Raw genomic sequence first — 21,090 nt, forward strand, 5'->3', positions numbered from 1 at the left:
CCTTTTAATTATCTCTTGCTAAATACCCAAACTCGGAGCATATAAATCGTGGAAAAAATAGCCATTATCGCATTATCATGCCTATTCCCCGATGCCAAAAACCCTGAAGAATACTGGCAAAACATCGTTAATCAAAAAGATTCCACATCCTCTGCAACCGTCGAAGAAATCGGAGTAGATCCGACAATATTTCACAATCCAGTCAAAGGTACACCAGACAAAACTTATTCCTTAAAAGGCGGATACATCCGCAACTTCCAGTTTAATCCATCTGAATACAATCTACCATCAGAATTTGTTGCTGGTTTAGATAACACCTTCAAATGGTCATTGTATGCCGCCAAACAAGCAATCGAACAAAGTGGTTATTGGGGTAATCAAACTGTTCTGGCAAAATGCGGCGTAATTTTAGGTAATCTGTCATTTCCAACAAAATTATCTAATCAATTATTCTCTCCAATTTACCAGCAAGCTATTAATCCTGCTGTCAGAGAACTTTTGCAGGATGAAGACTTTGATTTAGCTGTACCAAGTGCAACTAAAGCATCTTTATACAATGCGATGATATCTGGTTTACCAGCATCTATCGTTGCTCAAGCTTTATCGCTATCCCAGATTAATTTATGTCTGGATGCTGCTTGTTCTTCTTCATTTTATGCGATTAAACTAGCATCTCATTACTTATGGTCACACAAAGCTGATGTGATGTTAGCTGGAGCCATCAGTTGTGCAGATTCGCTATTCGTGCGGATGTTATTTTCCGGTGTTCAAGGGTATGCAGAAAACGGCATCAGCCGCCCCTTAGATAAATCCTCTAGAGGATTAATCCCCGCCGATGGTGTTGGGATGGTGATGCTGAAAAGATATTCTGATGCCGTTAGAGATGGTGACAATATTCTCGCTACTATCTGCGGTAATGGACTCTCCAATGATGGCAAGGGTAAACATTTACTCAGTCCGAATCCGAAAGGGCAAATCTTAGCTTTTGAACGAGCCTATAATGAGGCAAAAGTTAGCCCAAAAAGCATCGATTATCTAGAGTGTCACGCCACCGGCACATTACTGGGAGATACAACCGAATTTAACTCCATAGAAACATTCTTTGGTCAAAATCAAGCCGCGCCTTTGGTAGGTTCTGCTAAGGCAAATACTGGTCACTTGTTAACTGCTGCCGGCATGGTTGGCTTGACTAAAGTGATTTTGAGTATGTCGCATGGTATAATTCCAGCAACCATGAATGTTTCGGAACCTTTAACTTCAGAAAAAGGTACAATTTCCGCCGATAAAATTGTTAGAACAGCTACGGCGTGGCCGAATAATAATGCACCAATTAAACGGGCAGCTATTAGCGCTTTTGGTTTCGGCGGTACTAATTCTCATCTGATTTTAGAACAAGGAACTACAGCAGAATCAGTTGAATCAACTTTGCCTGTTCCACCTACCAAAGTCGCCATTGTCGGCATGGATGCCTTTTTTGGTAACTGTAATGGTTTAGATGCTTTTGAACGCAGTATTTATGATGGTACACAGCATTTTACTTCTCTACCGCCTCAAAGGTGGCATGGGATAGAAAATCAAGAAAGTGTCCTGAAAGAGTACGGTTTAGCAGACGGTAAAGCACCAGTAGGGGCATATATCAAAGATTTTGAAATCGATACTTTATCGTGCAAAATCCCACCGAATGAAATCGAGAAGTTAAACCCACAACAATTGTTGCTTCTGAAAGTTAGCGATCGCGCCGTCAAAGATGCGAAACTACAGGAGGGTGGCAATGTGGCTGTGATTGTTGCCGCCGAGACAGAATTCTCTGTGCATCAGCTACAACAAAGATGGAATCTATCTTGGCAAGTTAAGGACGGCTTACTCAAGCAAGGAATTTCTCTACCTGCGGAACACCTTTTCCAACTGGAAACCATTGTCAAAGATAGCATTCACCAACCAGTAGAAATCGGCGAATATGTAAGTCACATCGCCAACATCATGGCAAGTCGGATTTCGGCTTTGTGGAATTTCACTGGCCCTGCATTCACCGTCAGCGCTGGCGAAAATTCTGCCCTCAAAGCGTTGGAAATTGCCCAAATGTTACTCGCTACGGGAGAAGTTGATGCAGTCGTTGTTGGTGCAGTAGATTTAGCGGGTGGTGTAGAAAACGTCTTATTCCGCAGCCAATTTGCCCCAATTAATACGGGTGTAAATACCTTGGGTTATGACCAACAAGCTAATGGCTGGACGGTTGGCGAAGGTGCGGGTGCTGTTGTCCTCAAGCGCTACCAAGCTGCTAAAGAAGACAATGAACGCATCTATGCAGTAATTGATGCCATGAGTTTTGCACAAGGTAATTCTACTTTGAGTGATGCTTTGGTAAAACCTGATGCTTCAGCTATCAGTGATGTCTGCAAACAAGCCTTCGAGATGGCAGATATTCAACCCACAGAAGTTAACTATGTGGAAGTCTTCGGTAGCGGCGTTCGCCAGGAGGATGAAGCCGAAATCACAGGTTTACTCCAAGCTTATCCGAAAGTGGGCAACGGCTTGCACTGTGCATTAGGTAGCGTTAAAGCCAATATCGGCCACACCTATACAGCATCGGGAATTGCTAGCTTAATCAAAACCGCCCTCTGTCTTTATTACAGGTATATTCCTGCCACACCAAAATGGTCTGGTGTTAAAACACCGCAAGTATGGGAAGGTAGCCCCTTCTATGTGGCAATGGAATCAAGACCTTGGTTTGTCGATAAAGGCGGCACACGCAGAATAGCAGCAATTAATAGCATGGGTATAGATGGTAGTTACGCCCATCTAATCTTATCGGAAGAACCCAGCCAAGAGGAGCGCGACAACAGATATTTGCGACAAATGCCTTTTCATTTGTTTCCCATCGCAGTTAGCGATCGCACCACCATCTCCCATCTTCTCAACAATCTCCAAAATACCATAGAAGCGAGTTCTTCTTTATCAGCTACCGCCAGCGAGATATTCGCTACTTTTCAACAGCATTCTAATCCAAAATACGTCTTATCAATCACAGGACGTAACACAAAAGATTTACTCAAAGAAATTGAATCTGCCCGCAAAGGTATAAATAATGCCTTTGAAAACGGCACAGATTGGCAAACACCACTAGGAAGTTATTTCACAGCAAAACCATTGGGTAAAAATGGAGCAGTTGCTTATGTTTACCCCGCAGCAGTCAATTCTTATATTGGCATTGGTCGGACTGTTTTTCGCTTATTTCCGAAAGTCTTCGAGGATTTAAAAAGTAACAATCTCTACAATCGGGCTGCCGATGTTGAAAAGTTAGTTTATCCGAGAAGCTTACCTAAATTGACAACTAGGCAACTAGAAACTCTCGAAAAGCAATTGTTAGATGATTCACTGGCGATGTTTGAAAGTGAAATCGCCTTTGCCAGATACATGACAGCAATTTTCCGAGATGATTTTAAAGTCAAGCCGCAATCTGTATTTGGGTATAGCTTGGGTGAAACTAGCATGATGGTTGCCCAAGGAGTTTGGAGTGATTTTGAGGGTGGAAGTAATACCTTAAACTCATCACCTTTATTTGGCGATAAGTTATCTGGGCCGAAAAATGCAGTGCGTGAATATTGGGGATTAACCGATTCACCAAACAACAATTTTTGGAATACTTATGTTCTCATGGCTACTCCATCGCAAGTTAGAGAATGCCTCAAACATGAGAACCGCGTCTACTTAACTCAAATCAACACACCAGAAGAAGTATTAATCGCTGGCGAAGATGCCGCCTGTAAGCGAGTGATTGCAACTTTAGGTTGTAATGCCTTCCCCGCGCCCTTCGACCATGTGATACATTGTGAAGCGATGCGATCGCAGTTCGAGGAAATCAAGAAGGTAAACAGCTTACCATCAAAAAATCTTCCTGGGATTGTATTTTATTCTGCCGCCGATTATCAGCCAATTGTACTCGAAAGAGATACCATTGCCCACAACATCGCCAAAGGATTGTGCCAAGAACTTGATTTTCCGCAATTAGTTAACCGTGTGTACGGCGATGGGGTCAAAATATTTCTAGAAGCGGGTGCTGGTAGTGTCTGTTCGCGATGGATTGATAAAATTCTCGGCGATAAAGAACACATCACAGTCTCTCTAAATCGTAGAGGCATGGATGACCATGCTTCAATGGTCAAAGCATTAGCAAAACTACTCAGTCATCAGGTGAATGTAGATTTATCACCGTTGTACAGCAAAGCCCAAGACACTGCTAATTCAAATAAAGCAACATTGAGAACAGTTACCTTGGGTGGAAAAGCGATCGCTGCTACAATTTTGAGCGAAGATAATCGTAAACTTGTTGAAGATTTCGCTAGGGATCTTAGAAGCGAACGTTTCAAAATACAGCATCAAGATATACCTAATCTCCAACAATCTGAAATCACAGATTTTCTTAACACTTCCAACCACATAACCCAACAAGAAAATTATTCCTCTAACATCTTGCCTCAGCCAGAAGAAGTAAAATCGAAAAATATCATTGATAACGTTTTTGAAACGAGAGAACAATTACAATCTTCTGAGTCAAGCGCGATTAGACAGCCAATTCCTGTTTCTTTACCACCCGTCAGAACTCAAAAAATTAGTAGCATCATCAGCATGTTCGATTTAAATAAGACCCAGTATCAAAAGCTCAATGCTAATAATTCAAAGATAACTAAAGCACACACAGCCTTCTTACAAGCTAGACAGGATTACAGCCAGCAAATGAGCGAAATAATTCAATTGCAACTAGCTTGCGCCCAAAACTTGCTTAACGACGAATCTTAATATCTCATACCAATTCTCTCTCAACTTGCACCGACTAATTCTTAACTTATCTCTTCCTTGGTGTCCTTGGCGTCTTGGCGGTTCGTTTAAAAATTATTACGTGCATCTTCATAGAGAATTGGTATAGAAATTAGATTTATATAGCAATCCTATCTAAGTTTTGGAAATGAACGAACCGCCAAGACGCCAAGAGCGCCAAGGAAGAGAGAATTTTTCACATACGGTTTAGGATTGCTATCTAAAGAGTCTACACCCTTCAACTTTAATCATCCATTGCTTGTAATCCGAGGGATAACTACCGTGACAACCGTAGATACGGTACTAAGTAAACACGATAATGGCCTTAACTTCTCGGCTTGGTCGCATAACAAAAACCAGGTTTGGAAAGGTTCTTTAGAAACTGTATCTTTTGAGAAACAAACCATCAAAGATAAATTGATGGTATTAAATAAACCCTGCTACATCGTGAAAGTTGCCGGAAAAATTGGTGTCACTAATGAGGGTTATTTATCCCCTGGTGATAATGGCACAACAGCACAAGTAGAACTGCTAACATTTGCAGCCCCAATCCGCATTCAACAATTTGGAGATCCAAATTTTCTCTCTTTTCATGGAGTGAAATATGCCTACGTTACCGGCGCAATGGCTGGCGGAATTGCTTCCGAAGAAATGGTCATTGCACTCGGAAAAGAGCAAATTTTGAGTTCCTTTGGTGCAGGTGGTTTAACTCCAGAACGTTTGGAAGCAGCCATAAATCGCATTCAAGAAGCTTTACCTCAAGGGCCTTATGCATTTAATTTAATTCACAGCCCCAATGAACCAGCGATTGAACGCCGCGCCGTAGATTTATACCTCAAATATAAAGTGAGAACAGTAGAAGCCTCTGCATTTCTCGACTTGACACCCAACATTGTTTATTACCGTGTTGCTGGATTGAGCTTAAATAGCAGCAATCAAATTGAAATCAAAAATAAAGTCATTGCCAAAATTTCTCGCCGAGAAGTTGCGACTAAATTTTTGCAACCAGCACCCGCCAGAATCCTCAAAGAACTTCTTCAACAAGGGTTAATTACTGAGTTACAAGCAACCCTTGCAGCCAAAGTTCCAATGGCTGATGATATTACCGTCGAGGCTGATTCTGGAGGTCATACAGATAACCGTCCCTTAGTTTGTTTGTTGCCTTCAATTATTGCCTTGCGGGATGAAATTCAAGCCCAATATCATTACCAAACACCCATTAGAATTGGCGTAGCAGGGGGAATTGGGACACCACAATCAGCATTAGCAGCTTTCATGATGGGTGCTGCTTATATAATGACTGGTTCCATTAATCAATCATGTGTTGAATCTGGGGCTTGTGAACATACCAAAAAGTTACTAGCCCAAGCAGAAATGGCTGATATGATAATGGCTCCAGCAGCAGATATGTTTGAAATGGGAGTCAAATTGCAAGTTCTCAAACGGGGTACAATGTTCCCCATGCGAGCGCAGAAATTATTTGAACTCTATCGCGCTTATGATTCCATTGAAGACATTCCTTTGGCAGAAAGAGAAAAATTAGAAAAACAAGTTTTTCGCAAAACTATTGCTGAAGTATGGGAAGGGACTGCGGCTTATTTGTCCCAAAAGAATCCTGAAAAATTGGGGAAAGCAGTCAATAATCCTAAACTAAAAATGGCGTTGATTTTCCGTTGGTATCTAGGATTATCTTCTCGTTGGTCTAGTTCTGGTGAAAAAGGTAGAGAAGTAGATTATCAAATTTGGTGTGGCCCGGCAATGGGCGGTTTCAATGACTGGGTACGCGGTTCTTATCTATCTGAACCAAATAATCGTCGGGTAGTTGATGTTGCTAATCAAATTATGACTGGTGCAGCCTTTTTGTATCGCGTTCAAAATTTGAAAATTCAAGGGCTGCAAACTTCCGATTATTACAGTCAGTATCACCCTGTTCGTTCTACATCATTCTTGGAGCTTTAAAAATGACTATAAAACAGTCTTTCACAGCAGACGATATTCAAATATTTTTGGTATCTAACTTAGCTAAATTGCTAAACGTAGCAACTGATGAAATAGATGTCAAAGAACATTTAGAAAACTATGGGTTAGACTCAGCCCAAGCAATGATTCTAGTAAGTAACTTAGAAAAGTTGCTAGGATTTCAACCCTCTCCGTTGCTGCTGTGGCATTACCCAAATATTGAAGCTCTTTCACAGCGTTTAGCTGAAGAAGTGCAAGAAGGTTCACCGATTCAAGATACAAAGGTAACACCTTCTAATGCCAACGCTGCACCCTCTGTTCTAGATTTAGGTGCTGAGGCTGTTCTTGACCCTACCATCAATCCCGGTGCTGCATCTAATGTAGCTATAGGTGAACCCAAGAACATCTTTTTAACTGGAGGAACCGGCTTTTTAGGAGCTTTCCTCATCCGGGAATTGCTACAAGAAACCAATGCGGATATCTATTGCTTAGTGCGTGCTGCTAATGCCGGAGAAGGTAAAAGCAAACTCCAAAAAAATTTGGAACAGTATGCAATTTGGCAGGAAGAATTTAGCTCCAGAATTATTCCGATTGTCGGCGATTTATCTCTGCCATTGTTAGGTGTTGGCTCTGAACAGTTTCAAATTTTAGCTACCAATATTGATACCATTTATCATAGCGGTGCTTTGTTGAATTATGTTTTTCCGTACTCAGCACTGAAGGCAGCCAATGTTTTAGGAACTCAAGAAGTTTTGAGATTGGCTTGTCAAATTAAAGTTAAGCCTGTACATTACGTTTCTAGTGTGGCTGTTTTTGAATCAACTGCTTATGCTGGCAAGGTTGTCAAAGAGCAGGATGAATTCAATCATTGGGAAGGTATTTATCTTGGTTACTCTCAAACAAAATGGGTAGCTGAAAAGTTAGTTAAAATTGCTCGTGACCGTGGACTTCCTGTAACTATCCACAGACCACCACTGATTTCTGGTGATAGCAAAACAGGCATTTGTAACACACATGACTTTATCAATTTGATGACCAAAGGTTGTCTACAAATGGGATATTTCCCTGATGTAGATTATATGTTAGATATGTCACCTGTAGACTATGTAAGTAAAGCGATCGTTTATCTATCCAGACAGAAAGAATCCATAGGTAAAGCTTTCAATTTACAACATCCCCAACCCGCCGCTTTGAAAATGCTAGTTGAGTGGATACGCTCTTTTGGTTATTCAGTTGAAATGATTCCCTATGAAAAATGGCAATCTGAGTTAATCAATAATGTGACTTCTGCAGACAATCCTTTGTACACTCTGCGGCCATTTTTGCTGGAACGTTGGTCTGATGAGCAACTGACTATTCCTGATTTGTATTTACAGGCTAGAAGACCCCATATTAGCTGCCAAGATACGCTTCATGCATTGGCAGGTAGTTCTATTGCTTGTCCTCCAATTGATTCTCAATTGTTTATGACTTATACCGCTTACTTGATTCAAAGTGGTTTCTTGAATCTCGCTTAGGAGTTCACAGCTTGCGTAGGATGCGTTACGGAAGCCGTAACACATCCTACAAAATCTTTTTTAGTTCATGTTTTTTACAACACAGTATTACTGAATAGCCAATATTCCAGATGTCGGCAACAACTCATACCTGAGCAGTGGCAATATAATTGCCCTGTTTTTTTATGCTCAATAATGTAAATTTTTAGTATTCACCCCTTGACAGAAGCAATTGAGGATAGAATGGTTAGTGTCGGGCATAAAAGTTTTATTTTAACTGCTGGTTTTTGCGAGTAATCAAAACCCTGCCTTAGCAGTCTGAAATAACATAACTTCTTTAATGCTCAACTTATTAGATGCATAAATCCTAAATTTGCGTTTGGATTGCTACATTTATCCAATGCATCACACAAGCATTTGAAAGGGTAATAACTTAAGACATTTCTTGTCGGTTTAGATATTACGCGTACTTAATTGTAGAACGAGAACCACTGTAAATGCAACGCAGCTTCATCAAGTTGAATTCACCAATATTCTTACATGAAAAAAACACATCAAGGTCAGAGCAAACAAACTGCTCTTATTACTGGGGCAGCTGGTGGAATTGGCTACGAATTAGCCTGTATTTTTGCTGCTCATGATTATAATCTAGTCTTAGTAGACAGAAACGGAATAAAGCTAGTAGAGATTGCAGCTAAATTCCAAAAAAAATTCGGAAATCTTGTCAAGACTATTGTTAAGGATTTATCTATTTCAACTGCTCCTGATGAAATTTTCACGGAGTTGCAACTCGCCAATATTAATGTTGATGTGCTGGTAAATAATGCTGGATTTGGTATCTATGGATTATTTCACGAAACAGACTTAGCAACTGAGCTAGAAATGCTACAGGTAAATTTGGTGTGTCTGACTCATTTAACTAAGCTATTCGTCAAGGGTATGGTAAAGCAAGGTGAAGGTAAAATCTTAAATGTCGCCTCGGCTGCTGCTTTTCAACCTGGGCCTTTGATGGCGGTTTATTTTGCTACTAAAGCTTATATCTTATCTTTTTCGGAAGCGATCGCTAATGAATTAGAAGGTACAGGTGTCACTGTGACAGTTCTTTGTCCAGGCTCAACCGCATCTGGCTTTCACGAAAGAACCGGGATGGCTGACTCTAAGCTGCTCAAGGGTAAGCGGATGATGGATGCACGAACAGTAGCCGAAATTGGTTTTCACGGCTTAATAAAGGGCAAAACTATTGTCATTCCTGGTTTTATGAATAAACTACTGGCAAAAATCGTCAGATTTGCACCTAGAAAGCTGGTGACAAAAGTTGTGAGAAATATGCAGGAAGATAAGTAGGGGAATGGGGAATGGGGAATTGGGAATTGGGAAGAATAACAAATGACGAATGACAAATGACTAGTATTAATGTTGCCAGCATTTTAAATTCCAGCCGCAATTTGCGACAGCGACAGCAGCAACATAATTGTTAGCAGGTACTAGTTCAAAAAGACTCCAGTCTTCAGTTATCTGTAACTTGGCTGGTTCTGTGGGAGTGAGCGACACTTCAATTTGCTCTAACTGGGATAGTCCGTCTCCAGTCGCTTTTAAATAAGCTTCCTTACAAGTCCAGTAACGGAAAAATACTTCTTGCTGTTGGTTGGGAGATAGCGATCGCAACATATCATATTCTCTCGGTAAAAAGAACCGTTTGGCAAGAGCTTCTAAATCAGACATTGGGCGAATATATTCTAGGTCTACACCTATTGGGCAGGTGCAATTCACAGCACACAAACCCAACCTTTGGGAATGAGACAAGTTAAACTCCAGTCCACTGTCGGCAAATGTATCTGCTAATACTGGTTTGCCACGCTGTTGATAATTAAACTGCACTTGTGACGGCTTGATATCTAAATAGCGACCTAATATAGTTCGCAGGATACCACGACCAGCAATGAAACGCTGTCGATGTTCCTGAAAATAGAACCGTTCTGCACGAGTTGTTTCGTCACTAGAAAGAGTTGCTGCTAAATTTTGCAGCTGTAGTTCTGGTTGTTCCAGGTCTATGCGCCAGACATGAATCTCATCTGGTAACAAAGTTAAATCTATCGGTGCAGGTAGCCAAAGATTCATAATAATTTTAGACAACAATATACTCTTGACAAAATCGCCGCCAAAATCACCGAACTTTGTCAAAGAGACAACAATTATTAGTAAAAATATTAACTTATATTTAAGTAAATCAACTGAAAAAGGTACACGGTTCTCCCTTGAATTTATACTTAATTTATTTGCTAATGGTTGGACGGTGCAGCAAATTCTAGATATAGCAAGGGACTGGGGACTGGGTGAAAAGTCTTTTTGCGTCTAAGTTTCATCATGTGTTGATGTCATAACCACCAAGCCTTGTGCTATAATTTTCCAACTTTTACACCAGAAGCGATGCAAGTTGTGTAAACCTCAGTCGATAACCCGCAACTTGGGTTACTAAGCTTGTAATGCTTTAAACCACTTATTCAAAACTGTGCTGATGGTTTTCTTAATCTGATGATTACGGCTCCACTTTTGAAATGCCATTTCATACTCTTCGCCTTTGACTTTAAAGGTATTCCAGGCATCTAACCCTACAGGTAATCCGCAGAATAGTAAAATATAGAGCGACCAAGAAATTCCGCCACCAGCGATTAAATCAACCAGTATCAAAAAGCCATTGAAAATTGTATAATTGCCTAGACGCTTTTGAAATCTTCTGATGCGGTAAGCGTCGAAAGCTTTTCGCTGCTGGACTTGACCTTGTTGTACTACCCAATCGCGCTCGGCTAATTTTAAAGCATCAGGTGAAATTTCTAACTCAGCAGCAATTTCTAATATCTGCTCGTAAGAAAATTCTGTATCTTTGTCATCAGCTTGACGAGCGATCGCTAAGTGTAAAATTTCTTGAACATCTTCTTGGCTATAAGAGCGGATGCTTCGAGGTTCAAACGCTGTCATAATTTTTTCTCTTAATACTTAATATTAGTTTTAATAGAAATCTGCTGCTCAATAGATTTTAAGTAGCTACGCCAGTACTATTTCCATTATCTCTAGATTAACAAATCTGGATGTTGTCGCGCTTCTAATGTATTGGTTTTTTAACTTTCAGGAAAAAGCCTTTACTCTTCCCCTACTTTTGGTTGTCGATAGGCGTAAATATCTTGAATAACTTGTACCCAACCGTTAGCCACAGATTCGAGGATGCGATCGCCTTTTTCTTTCGTTGCGGTTGTAGCGTCGCCAATCACTCCACTTTTACTAATATCTCGCGTTACCCAAGATACAGGTAACTTACCCTCCCAACTCAGTAAACTACTTTGGGATTGTTGCGGTGGATACTCTGCCACAGCTTTCTCTAATTTTACTTGTTCTGGCAAAAGCGATAACATAATGCTCGTTTCAGCGTCTCCGGCGTGCATTCCTAGCGCTGCTTCTTTCGGAGTCAATAAATCTTTAGTAATATGAGGCACGCGCCAAGTAAACAACGGAAACACCAAAAAGTCATCATACTTAACGTGCAAATCCCGTGCCGCCATTTGCATAACTTGGGGTTGTCCACCGTGAGAGTTCATTAACACCAGTTTTCTAAACCCAGCCCGGTAGATACTCTCTCCCACTTCCATAATAATTGCCGTCAGAGTTGCCGTACTCAACGTAATCGTACCGGGAAAGTGCCAGTGTTCGTTAGATTTGCCATAATAAAGGTTAGGTAAAGCATAAGCAGGAATACTAGCATCCAGCTTTTCCATTGCTTTTCCCAGCACCCCCACACCGATCGCAGCATCTACAATCAACGGTAGATGAGGGCCATGTTGTTCAATTGCCCCCACAGGCTGGATGATTACGACATTTTCTTTATCTGGCATTGCCTGGATGTCAGTCCAAGTAAGGTAGGGAAAAAAGCGTTCTGGTGGAATGAAGCTATGCATATTAGTGAAATTATGACAGTTATATTTTAGGACATTGGCAGTGAGAAGCAGTGAGGTAGAAGAGAATAATTATCAATGCCCAATGCCCCAATACTACTCGGGTTTTGGATTTTGAACTCAAAATTGGGTTTGGGGAAAAGGTTAAAGGGGAAGGGTTAAAGGTTTTTTCTTTCCCTTTTCCCCAAAACCCGACAAGTATTGCCCCATGCCCAATGCCCAATGCCCCTCAATATAAAGACTCTCCAAGTATCCGAATATTATCAAATCCAACAGAGCATAATATCGAAAGAATAAGCATTAACAAGGATGTAACCCAATGGTTGAAGAAAATGGTTCGATTCGTACCCTATCAGTTGATATTGGCGGTAGTGGCGTTAAGGCTATGGTTTTAGATATTGCGGGGACTCCTGTAACAGAAAGGGCGCGTTTAGATACACCTCAACCTGCTACACCGGAGGTTGTAATTAATGCAATTGTTGTATTAGCTGCGGCTCAAGGTGAATTTCATCGCGTTTCGGTTGGTTTTCCTGGTGTGGTGAGGTGTGGAGTCACAGAAACGGCGGTAAACTTACATCCAGACTGGATTGGATTTGATTTAGAAACAGCATTATTAAAACACTTAAACAAGCCTGTACGTGTAATTAATGATGCAGACATGCAAGGGTTTGGTGCGATCAAAGGTTTAGGTGTAGAACTGGTGATTACTCTGGGTACAGGGTTTGGTTCGGCTTTATTTGTGGATGGGAAGCTAGTACCGAATATGGAAATGGGGCATCATCCGTTTCGCAAAGGAGAGACTTTTGAGCAGCAGTTAGGGCGTGCAGAGTTAGAAAAAATTGGTGAGAAAAGATGGAACAGGCGTTTAGAAAAGGCGATCGCATCTTTGCAACATCTGTTCAATTATGACTACCTTTACATTGGTGGTGGTGAAGCTGTGAAAGTTAATTTACAGCTACCCTTAAATGTAAAACTCATCCCCAATATCACTGGCTTATTAGGTGGTATTGCTTTATGGCGAGATGAAAAAAGGTAAAAAGTTTTTCTAGTAGGCACAACTAAGCATACTCAGCAATGTCTAAGAGCGGGCTACACTTACGTGCATTTTATTAAGGTTAAGGTGCATCATTTATCAACATTTTTAAATGTTATGAAAATTAACACAGGTCAAGCAAGATAATTGTATAGATATTATTTACATTGCCACGATGTAGTTTTGTCATACAGTAGTCTTAACTCTAGTTCAAATTCAAGACCGTGCAACAATGTTGTGCGGTTTCATTTTCTTGAGGTTGAAGTATACATTTTCTGAAAATACGATGAAAGAGCCATGTTAATTTAATGGCAAATTTATTTAATAGCATTCCCAGATGATCCTATAGTGTGTTATTGTCTAAACCGTTGATTTAGATACCATATATTACAAGTTGATGGCTTGATTAAAGATAAAAAAAGCACAAAGCTAATAAGATTGGTCTGATTAGATGGAATTGGAGGTAACAAGATATAAACATGACAATATTTTTAAAAAAACTAGTAGATGAGTTTTCTATGTTAGTCAGGATGCATTATCCCGGACAGCAGTAATGTTGTTAGTTAAAAGAAATATTGGTTGAAGTAAAATGAACTACAATGACTGAAATTGGCCTAATGATGACGGGCGTATTAACAATCAGACAAGCATTTGGGGCTAATGTGCCACAGGAGCAGATAGTTCAGATAGAAAATGACGTAAAGCAGTCAAAAGAGAGTGAGTTAGAGATAACTGCTCAAGTCACACCACCTGAATTTATGCAGACAGATGGAATTTCTCAGGCTTCTCCCTCAGCGATCGCACTAAAGAAAGAACAGATACTTCAGAAAATCAGCAAAAATAATCAGTTCCTAGCTTCTTCTAAATTAGGTGATTCTAAGAAACATTCCCAGCCTGTAGGTATCCGTACAAAGACTACAGGACGCTTCCAGAAGTTTAGTAGTCAACCCATGCCGACTCTTTATTTCGGTAGTTCTGGTGCTGCTGTTAGAGTCTTACAACGGCTGTTAGTGTCTAACGGTTATGCCCTGAGAGTGGATGGGATTTATGGCGCACTGACAGAGACTGCTGTTAAAGCCTTTCAAAACCAGCAGAATTTAGGAACGGATGGAATAGTTGGTCAACGAACCTGGCGGGCGTTAACAATTTAGTCATTTGTCCTTGGTCATTTGTCCTTGGCTAATAACAAATGACAAATGACAAATGACAAATGACAAATGACAAATGACAAATGACAAATGACGAATGACAAATGACAAATGACAAATGACAAATGACGAATGACAAATAACAAATGACAAATGACAAATGACGAATTATCGGTACTTGTGCTGCTCTAATAGCTGTTGCGCTCTTGGCTTGTAAATTAAATAGAACAAAGCCTCAAGATAACGCAACAAATCTTCCCGATTTTCCTTTGAGGTAAAGTTCCAGAAGCCATAAATCCGTGCTAATGATAACAGCTTACTAGTGTGAATTTTCCAAGTATAGGTGCTGTAAACTCGGTCAATTCCTCGCTCAGAAATTTCACTCCAATAGTTAGGATTTTGTTCGCATTTAGTGAGAAAGTCTACAATTTTTGTGGCTGTCTCGTTTAAATTCGTTGGGTTAATCAAAAAGCCATTAACCTTATCTTGAATAATTTCTAGTGGGCCCCCAAACTGTGTGGCAAAAGTCGGTAATCCTGAAACCATCGATTCTAAAATTGTCAAACCAAAAGCTTCAAATAAAGCTGGTTGGACAAAAATTCCCTGATGATCGGCAATGACTCGGTAAATTTCACCAGAATCAGTTTTACTCAGGCGCACACCTAACCAACGAATCTTGCCGTGGAGATTGTACTCGTCAATTATCTGATAAAGCTTGATAATTTCGTCACGTTCTTCGTTATCGCCTGATTCTTCGACGCGCAACTTACCCGCCACCAAAATTAAGTTGCAATGTTCCTGTAATTCTTTGCTTTGACCATAACATTCTGCTAAACCTGTAAGGTTTTTGATGTGGTCAAGACGCGCCATTGAGAAGAGAGGACGCTTGTTAGGATCGTCGAGTTTGCCAAAGATTTGGGTGGGATCTTCCAGAGTAAAGAGTAATTCCGCAAGGCGTTGGCGATCGCTCTCCACTCTATCTTTATTCCGGGTGTAAGGGAAGTAATTATTCTCGTTTACTCCTGGTGGAACAACATTAAATTTGGGACTAAATAGTTCAATCCCATTGGTAACATGGTACAACTCCGGCATGGTGAAGCACTTATAAGACTCGTACTGTCCCACACTATCGGGTGTACCGACAATTTCTTGATAGGTGCTGCTGATCACAAAATTGGCTGCATTCATCGCAATCAAGTCAGCAGTGAATTGCAAGGAAAAATGATATTTATCTTCCAATTCTTGCCAGTAGAGGTTACTGAACAAGTATTTAGATTTTTCTAAAGCATGAGCAACATTGCATTGGGTAACTTTCAACCGTCTCGCCAGCAAGAATGCTATTAAATTCCCATCAGTATAGTTACCAACTATTAAGTCAGGTGTACCGTGAAATTCTGCGCGTAGTTCTCTTTCTGAGTCAATGGCGAAACTTTCTAGATAAGGCCAAAACTCAAACCGAGAAATCCAGTTTTGAGTCATGTTGGGATTAAATTCCCGTAAAGGAACTCGCAAAATCCAAGCGTTTTCAGTACCGTGGACTTTTTCTAGTCGCTGATTACATAAAGTGCCATCACTATTGGGAATCAAGCGGGTGAGAATAATTACCTTTGGCTCGACATTCAATTTCTCTAAACCAGCTAGCAAAACATCTTCTTGTAGCTGCTTCTCTAGACTCTTGGCCTGGTCAAGGACGTAAACTACCTGACCCCCAGTATCAGGACGACCCAATACTCCCTCTTGCCCAAACCAACCGTGAGCCGACACCAAGACGATTCTAAAAATCATCGGGACACGAGAAATGAAGGCTTCTAGAGTCTGAGGATCGGCGGAATCAATCAATTCATCGAGAATATTTAAGGTTTCTCGCACCCGTGCTGCGGTGTTACCCCAACCCGGCTCAAAACCCATTGACTGTAATTGAAACCGGAATTGTTCGTAAGGTTCATCATCGGGGCGATTATTGACAAAACCGATCGCTTTTTTGACTTGCTCAGAAAGTTGCTGCTGTGATTGAATGCGATCGTTGATTAGCAGTTGAACGCCGTTGTAGTGGTGCAGGCGCAAGAAATTTAATAGGCTATCGAGCAATTGTTTGGAGTCTTGAAATATTTTGCTGGATAGATAGCGGTTGAGAAATTCTACCCCTTTACCAATATTTTTGGGGTCGCGGATGGTTGGGGTGTAGTCATAGAACGGGCCGAAGTCCAATTCTAGCAGGTCGCCCTCGTTGGGATGATATTTGTTTACCAAGCGATCGCGCAAATCCAACAAATCCTGCACCGTCATCGGCTCAATGCTCAAGTCTGATGTCAACCAATAAACTTCTTGGCTGGCAATCTTAGAACGAATGATGAAACAGAAGTTTGAGTCTTCCTGAATAATTTCTTGAGTATAGTAAATCAGTTTGCCTAACTCAGAGTTAGTGTAAAAATCCTCTGGTTTCTGGGATTTTGAGCAATACTCGCTATATACATTGAGTATGTCGTTCCGCAGCAAGTACTTCTTATCTTGTTGGCGTAATTCACTAATAAAGGAACGCAAATCACTTCTTTCTTCACTATCTAAGACTGCTTTAAGCAATTCAGACATAGCAACTCCACTAGATGATGATGTTTGCATTGTTGACTTTTAAGACGAGACAAATAAGCCTCAACCTTTTTTAACCAGATACAAACACGAAATAACACAGATAAATATGATTTATCTGTGTATTAAAAGTATCAACTTCTTAGATGACACTTAAATTCGCGTTCTTCTTTACCTAAAGTATCTATGACTCAGTATTTTTGACTCTAACTAAAGGAATACAATTTTTGTTTCTTTTGATAGACGTTAGTAAATAACTGCATTATTATCTTTGGGGCACAATATGTCACGCCCTCAATTGCTTAATTTCATCCTTACTATATTATGTATTTGTCATGTATCTGCTTATCAACACATCGCTAGCTATCAAGCTTTGCAATAACTGTAAATCAATAGGGGTTTAAATTTTTCCAGGTATTAATATTGATTTTTTAATAGATAATTTATTTTATAATTTTGATGATTGCTGATATTTCAATACGGTTCGGTTAAGGTTAGTTGATGAAAATAATACGATCCTGAAGACGGCGATTTATCGCGTCTCTTACCTTAACCGAGCAGTATTGGCTGATATCTTGGTAATTTGGTTAGCAAGTAATTACGATTATCCATTTGCCAAATAGTACAATAATTAATACTAACGAGGTCTATTTTCTTGCCTGTGATAGATGCAATGATAAGAATCTGTTTAATTAATCTTATATTGCATAATTATAGTTTGATTTGTTCTTGCCCACTTAACTTATCAAACTTTCTACACTATCGGCGTTGCTTAGACATTGTAAAAGATAAGCGCAGATCGCACACTTAATTTTGATTTAGCAGGTATATTTGCTTATATACATCAAATTAATTATAAGATAATCTGATGAATTATAGTGAATTTGCGACTCTTTCAAGTCATTAACTTGTAGAGGACAGATACTTGCTAAAGTAATGGTTATGAACCTTCAAAACCACAACTCATCTTTTATAAGAATTTATGGATAACTATGAAATTATGTAGGGCGAACGACGGGATTCGAACCCGCGGGTGGTGGTACCACAAACCACTGCCTTAACCACTTGGCTACGCTCGCCATTCAACAATTTGGATTATAGCAATAATTTGGCCAACGATCAAGAGTTTTTCTTCAAGGAACGGACTCAGTTGATTTTGAGTCTCTGAAATCTAACAATTACAATGAATTTTACTTGGCAAACATGAAACCCCTAACCCTCATTGCATATACTGGAGCAGCAGCAGGACTCGCCGCCTTGGGTGTGACAATGGCCAAGACTAATCCCAGTCAGGTTGAATATGAAGAATATGCAGTACAACGGTTAACAAAATACTTAAAAACCGATGTATGCAAAAAAACTACGAATATTATAGAAAATTTAATCCGTTTTAATTGTGATAAGTTGGTTGACTCGGCTAACCCACAAATCCAAGGAATTATTGCTAGGACTACAGAAAGGCAAGATTATATGATTTTTAGCATTTACCGTACAGATTTAAAAATAAATTCTTGGATGCCTTCTTACAAGTTTGAAACGGTGGGAGCTTTCGATCAATTTTATACTTACACTGCTGAAGAACAATAAAACAAGTTGCAGTGGGAGAATATAAAAGTGATTTAAAATACTTGTATTTAGTAATTGATAATAGTTTTAATAATCACTAAAGTACTTATTACATTAACTTAATATTAAGTAAAATATGAGCATTAGTCACTGAGAGTTCAAGCTTTGCCGATGTCATCTGCCTATCTGCTAGTATCTCACGGAAGCCGCGATCGCCGCCCAGAAATTGCTATGCAGCAACTAGCTAGGCTGGTATGTCAGAAATTGTCAAGCGAACATTTGGTTAGCATCGCTACTTTAGAAATGAGTCCTCAACCTTTACACGAGCAGATTCAAGAATTTGCCAAGAGTGCTTTTGGCGAGTGCAAACCATCTGAAAACCAGAATCGCCTCAAGATTGTACCGCTATTTCTGCTGCCGGGAGTACATGTCATGACAGATATTCCCGCCGAAGTAGCGTTAGCACAAGAGGCTATTGGTCAAGATATTATGATTGAATTGCAACCATATTTAGGTTCTCACCCTAATTTAGGGAAATTGCTAGCCAAGCAAATATCTGCTATGAAAGCCGAAGCATGGATTCTCTTAGCTCATGGTAGCCGTCGCCCAGGTTCCAAAGAAACTGTAGAAGCAATAGCGGCGAGTTTGTCAGCAGTGGATGCTTATTGGGCTGGGACTCCTAGTTTAGAATCACGGGTGAAAGAGTTGGTAACTGCTGGTTATCGAGAAATTGCAATTTTGCCATACTTTTTATTCGCAGGTGGCATAACCGATGCGATCGCAGCCTCCATAGAGGAGCTAAAATTACAATTTTCTGCGGTGAATTTCCAATTGGCACAGCCACTGGGAGCAAGTGCAGAATTAGCCGAGCTAATTTGGGATTTAACGAATTGATGAACCGCACAGAACAAGAGCAGAAGTATTTGGGAAAGGTTTATTTAGTAGGTGCGGGGCCAGGAGATCCGGGACTCATTACCCTGAAAGCGAAAGGTTTGTTGGAATGTGCAGATGTCGTTATCTATGATGCCTTAGTCAGTCCGGCAATTCTGGCAATGATTAATCCCCAAGCCGAGCAAATTAACGCTGGTAAGCGCCGTGGGAAACATTCGCTGTTCCAGGAAGAAACAACTCAATTACTGATTGAGAAAGCGCAGGATCATGCAATTGTAGTGCGGTTGAAGGGTGGCGATCCGTTTATTTTTGGTCGCGGTGGCGAAGAGATGGAAGAATTAGTCAACGCTGGGATATCAACGGAAGTTGTGCCCGGTATCACATCGGGAATCGCGGCGGCAGCTTATGCAGGTATTCCTTTAACTCATCGACTCTATAGTTCTTCAGTGACATTTGTAACTGGTCACGAAGCGGCAGGTAAGTATAGACCGAAAGTGGATTGGAATGCGATCGCGCACGGTTCCGAAACTATTGTAATTTATATGGGAATTCACAATCTGCCTTATATTGTGGAACAGCTAAGTGCAGCTGGGCTGAATGTAGAAACGCCCATTGCTTTAGTGCGCTGGGGTACGCGCCCAGAACAAGAAGAATTGATTGGTACTTTAGAGACAATTGTAGAACAGGTAGAGCAAACTGGATTTGGTGCGCCTGCGATCGCAGTTATTGGAGAAGTAGTCAATATGCACAGCATTTTATCTGGTTGTCGTCCAGTTTAATGGCTGGCGCAAAAGTGAAATCTACTATCCTTAATTTTCTCGAATCCAAAATGCCAAACCTCCTGCACGGCCACGAGCGGCGATGAAATCTTCTGTTACTAAAAAGAAAGCAAAGAAGGGTAGTTGAGCTATGGACTGGTTGTAGAAATCTTCTGTTTGAATACCAGAACGAATTGGTCTTTTGTAGACAACACCACCAAACAGACTGATAATCATCTGGTTAAAGTCAAACCCCAATAAATTTTTCTTACCTATATATTGCACTGGCCCTGTGAGCTTCAACGAAACTGGGCCCAATTCAACATGATTACAAATTTCGCCTCTATCTGAATCCTCTTCTAAAGTGGCATTAAAGGAAACATGGATTTTTATAAATTTGGGTACATACAAACCCTTACCTAATACAATGCCTCCGTGTTCTCTGACTTTCTTCGTACCAGTAGCAAAGCAAAGTTGCCATTTACCTAGAAGAGACTCAAAGGGATAACTTAAGTGTTCTTGCTTGGCAGATTTTTCTGCTTGTAGCAACGCATTTACTAATATTTCAGTACTAGGGCGGGTATCTCTTTGTCGTCGATATGCAGCCGCAGCCTCTGATAGCACGGTAACAAAGTCAAATGTAGTTATAGCAGGTGTCAAATTAACTGTCATCATTTAACTATTTCTTTACTTTGTTTGCTTTTCTGATAGATTGTAACGTTATGTGGAGTGAAGAGTAGACAATCTGAAAGAGGTATTTTTATAATCACTTGTCAAAGTTTTTCGGTATTGAGGATCTTCCATAAGATAGATTCGCTATGCGTAGCTGGCTTTGGAATAGGGCTACGCTGGGCTGTAATACTGCTACTTAACCTACGAAAGCTCTTGTTAATG

14 protein-coding genes and 1 tRNA gene are annotated in these 21,090 nt (G+C 40.4%); 9 read left to right on the forward strand and 6 right to left on the reverse strand.

Annotated elements, in window-relative coordinates:
- Positions 1 to 48 precede the first annotated feature (48 nt).
- The 4 genes from RMZ41_RS05965 (at position 49) to RMZ41_RS05980 (ending at position 9,614) form a co-directional block, all read left to right on the forward strand.
- Positions 49 to 4,797, forward strand: coding sequence for a PfaB family protein (locus RMZ41_RS05965; protein ID WP_322643257.1), 4,749 nt, complete (start codon positions 49 to 51; stop codon positions 4,795 to 4,797).
- Between the two features lie 300 nt (positions 4,798 to 5,097).
- Positions 5,098 to 6,774: a PfaD family polyunsaturated fatty acid/polyketide biosynthesis protein gene (locus tag RMZ41_RS05970; RefSeq protein ID WP_322643258.1), complete on the forward strand. Its 1,677-nt coding sequence runs from the start codon at positions 5,098 to 5,100 to the stop codon at positions 6,772 to 6,774.
- A 2-nt stretch (positions 6,775 to 6,776) separates the two neighbouring features.
- On the forward strand, positions 6,777 to 8,291 hold the full coding sequence (locus RMZ41_RS05975) for a thioester reductase domain-containing protein (RefSeq protein ID WP_322643259.1): 1,515 nt from the start codon (positions 6,777 to 6,779) through the stop codon (positions 8,289 to 8,291).
- Between the two features lie 519 nt (positions 8,292 to 8,810).
- Entirely contained in the window at positions 8,811 to 9,614 is an 804-nt protein-coding gene (locus RMZ41_RS05980; RefSeq protein ID WP_322643260.1) for an SDR family oxidoreductase, read from the forward strand.
- Positions 9,615 to 9,680: 66 nt separating this feature from the next.
- Here the strand turns inward: RMZ41_RS05980 and hetI are convergent, their stop codons facing one another.
- The 3 genes from hetI to RMZ41_RS05995 form a co-directional block, all read right to left on the reverse strand.
- Positions 9,681 to 10,388 (reverse strand): 4'-phosphopantetheinyl transferase HetI, encoded by a 708-nt coding sequence (hetI, locus tag RMZ41_RS05985; RefSeq protein WP_322643310.1) that lies wholly within the window; start codon positions 10,386 to 10,388, stop codon positions 9,681 to 9,683.
- A gap of 354 nt (positions 10,389 to 10,742) precedes the next feature.
- Complete coding sequence (locus RMZ41_RS05990) at positions 10,743 to 11,246, reverse strand: 2TM domain-containing protein (protein ID WP_322643261.1); 504 nt, start codon at positions 11,244 to 11,246, stop codon at positions 10,743 to 10,745.
- 161 nt (positions 11,247 to 11,407) lie between these two features.
- Positions 11,408 to 12,217, reverse strand: a complete 810-nt coding sequence (locus RMZ41_RS05995) for a creatininase family protein (protein ID WP_322643262.1) — start codon at positions 12,215 to 12,217, stop codon at positions 11,408 to 11,410.
- A 316-nt stretch (positions 12,218 to 12,533) separates the two neighbouring features.
- Between RMZ41_RS05995 and RMZ41_RS06000 the strand changes: the two genes are divergently transcribed.
- Both RMZ41_RS06000 and RMZ41_RS06005 read left to right on the forward strand, forming a co-directional pair.
- Positions 12,534 to 13,250: an ROK family protein gene (locus tag RMZ41_RS06000; protein ID WP_322643263.1), complete on the forward strand. Its 717-nt coding sequence runs from the start codon at positions 12,534 to 12,536 to the stop codon at positions 13,248 to 13,250.
- Positions 13,251 to 13,846: 596 nt separating this feature from the next.
- Positions 13,847 to 14,398 (forward strand): peptidoglycan-binding domain-containing protein, encoded by a 552-nt coding sequence (locus RMZ41_RS06005; protein ID WP_322643264.1) that lies wholly within the window; start codon positions 13,847 to 13,849, stop codon positions 14,396 to 14,398.
- Positions 14,399 to 14,563: 165 nt separating this feature from the next.
- Here RMZ41_RS06005 and RMZ41_RS06010 read toward each other — a convergent pair whose 3' ends face one another.
- Entirely contained in the window at positions 14,564 to 16,984 is a 2,421-nt protein-coding gene (locus RMZ41_RS06010; protein ID WP_322643311.1) for a sucrose synthase, read from the reverse strand.
- 1,003 nt (positions 16,985 to 17,987) lie between these two features.
- A tRNA-His gene (locus RMZ41_RS06015) sits at positions 17,988 to 18,060 on the reverse strand.
- 124 nt (positions 18,061 to 18,184) lie between these two features.
- On the opposite strand from RMZ41_RS06015, the gene RMZ41_RS06020 reads away from it, so the two are divergent.
- The 3 genes from RMZ41_RS06020 to cobA all read left to right on the forward strand — a co-directional run bounded on the left by RMZ41_RS06020 (position 18,185) and on the right by cobA (position 20,217).
- A complete protein-coding gene (locus tag RMZ41_RS06020; RefSeq protein ID WP_322643265.1) occupies positions 18,185 to 18,568 on the forward strand; it encodes a DUF4359 domain-containing protein in 384 nt (127 codons plus the stop codon).
- A gap of 150 nt (positions 18,569 to 18,718) precedes the next feature.
- Positions 18,719 to 19,441, forward strand: a complete 723-nt coding sequence (locus tag RMZ41_RS06025; protein ID WP_322643266.1) for a sirohydrochlorin chelatase — start codon at positions 18,719 to 18,721, stop codon at positions 19,439 to 19,441.
- Entirely contained in the window at positions 19,441 to 20,217 is a 777-nt protein-coding gene (cobA, locus tag RMZ41_RS06030) for a uroporphyrinogen-III C-methyltransferase (RefSeq protein ID WP_322643268.1), read from the forward strand. Before RMZ41_RS06025 ends, cobA begins: the two co-directional genes overlap by 1 nt.
- 30 nt (positions 20,218 to 20,247) lie before the next feature.
- Here cobA and RMZ41_RS06035 read toward each other — a convergent pair whose 3' ends face one another.
- Positions 20,248 to 20,868 carry a hypothetical protein gene (locus RMZ41_RS06035; RefSeq protein WP_322643312.1) on the reverse strand — a complete coding sequence of 207 codons (621 nt, stop codon included), beginning with the start codon at positions 20,866 to 20,868 and terminating at the stop codon, positions 20,248 to 20,250.
- Positions 20,869 to 21,090: the final 222 nt, after the last annotated feature.

It is taken from the genome of Nostoc sp. DedVER02 (assembly GCF_034530675.2).
In the GTDB taxonomy this organism is placed as follows: domain Bacteria; phylum Cyanobacteriota; class Cyanobacteriia; order Cyanobacteriales; family Nostocaceae; genus Nostoc.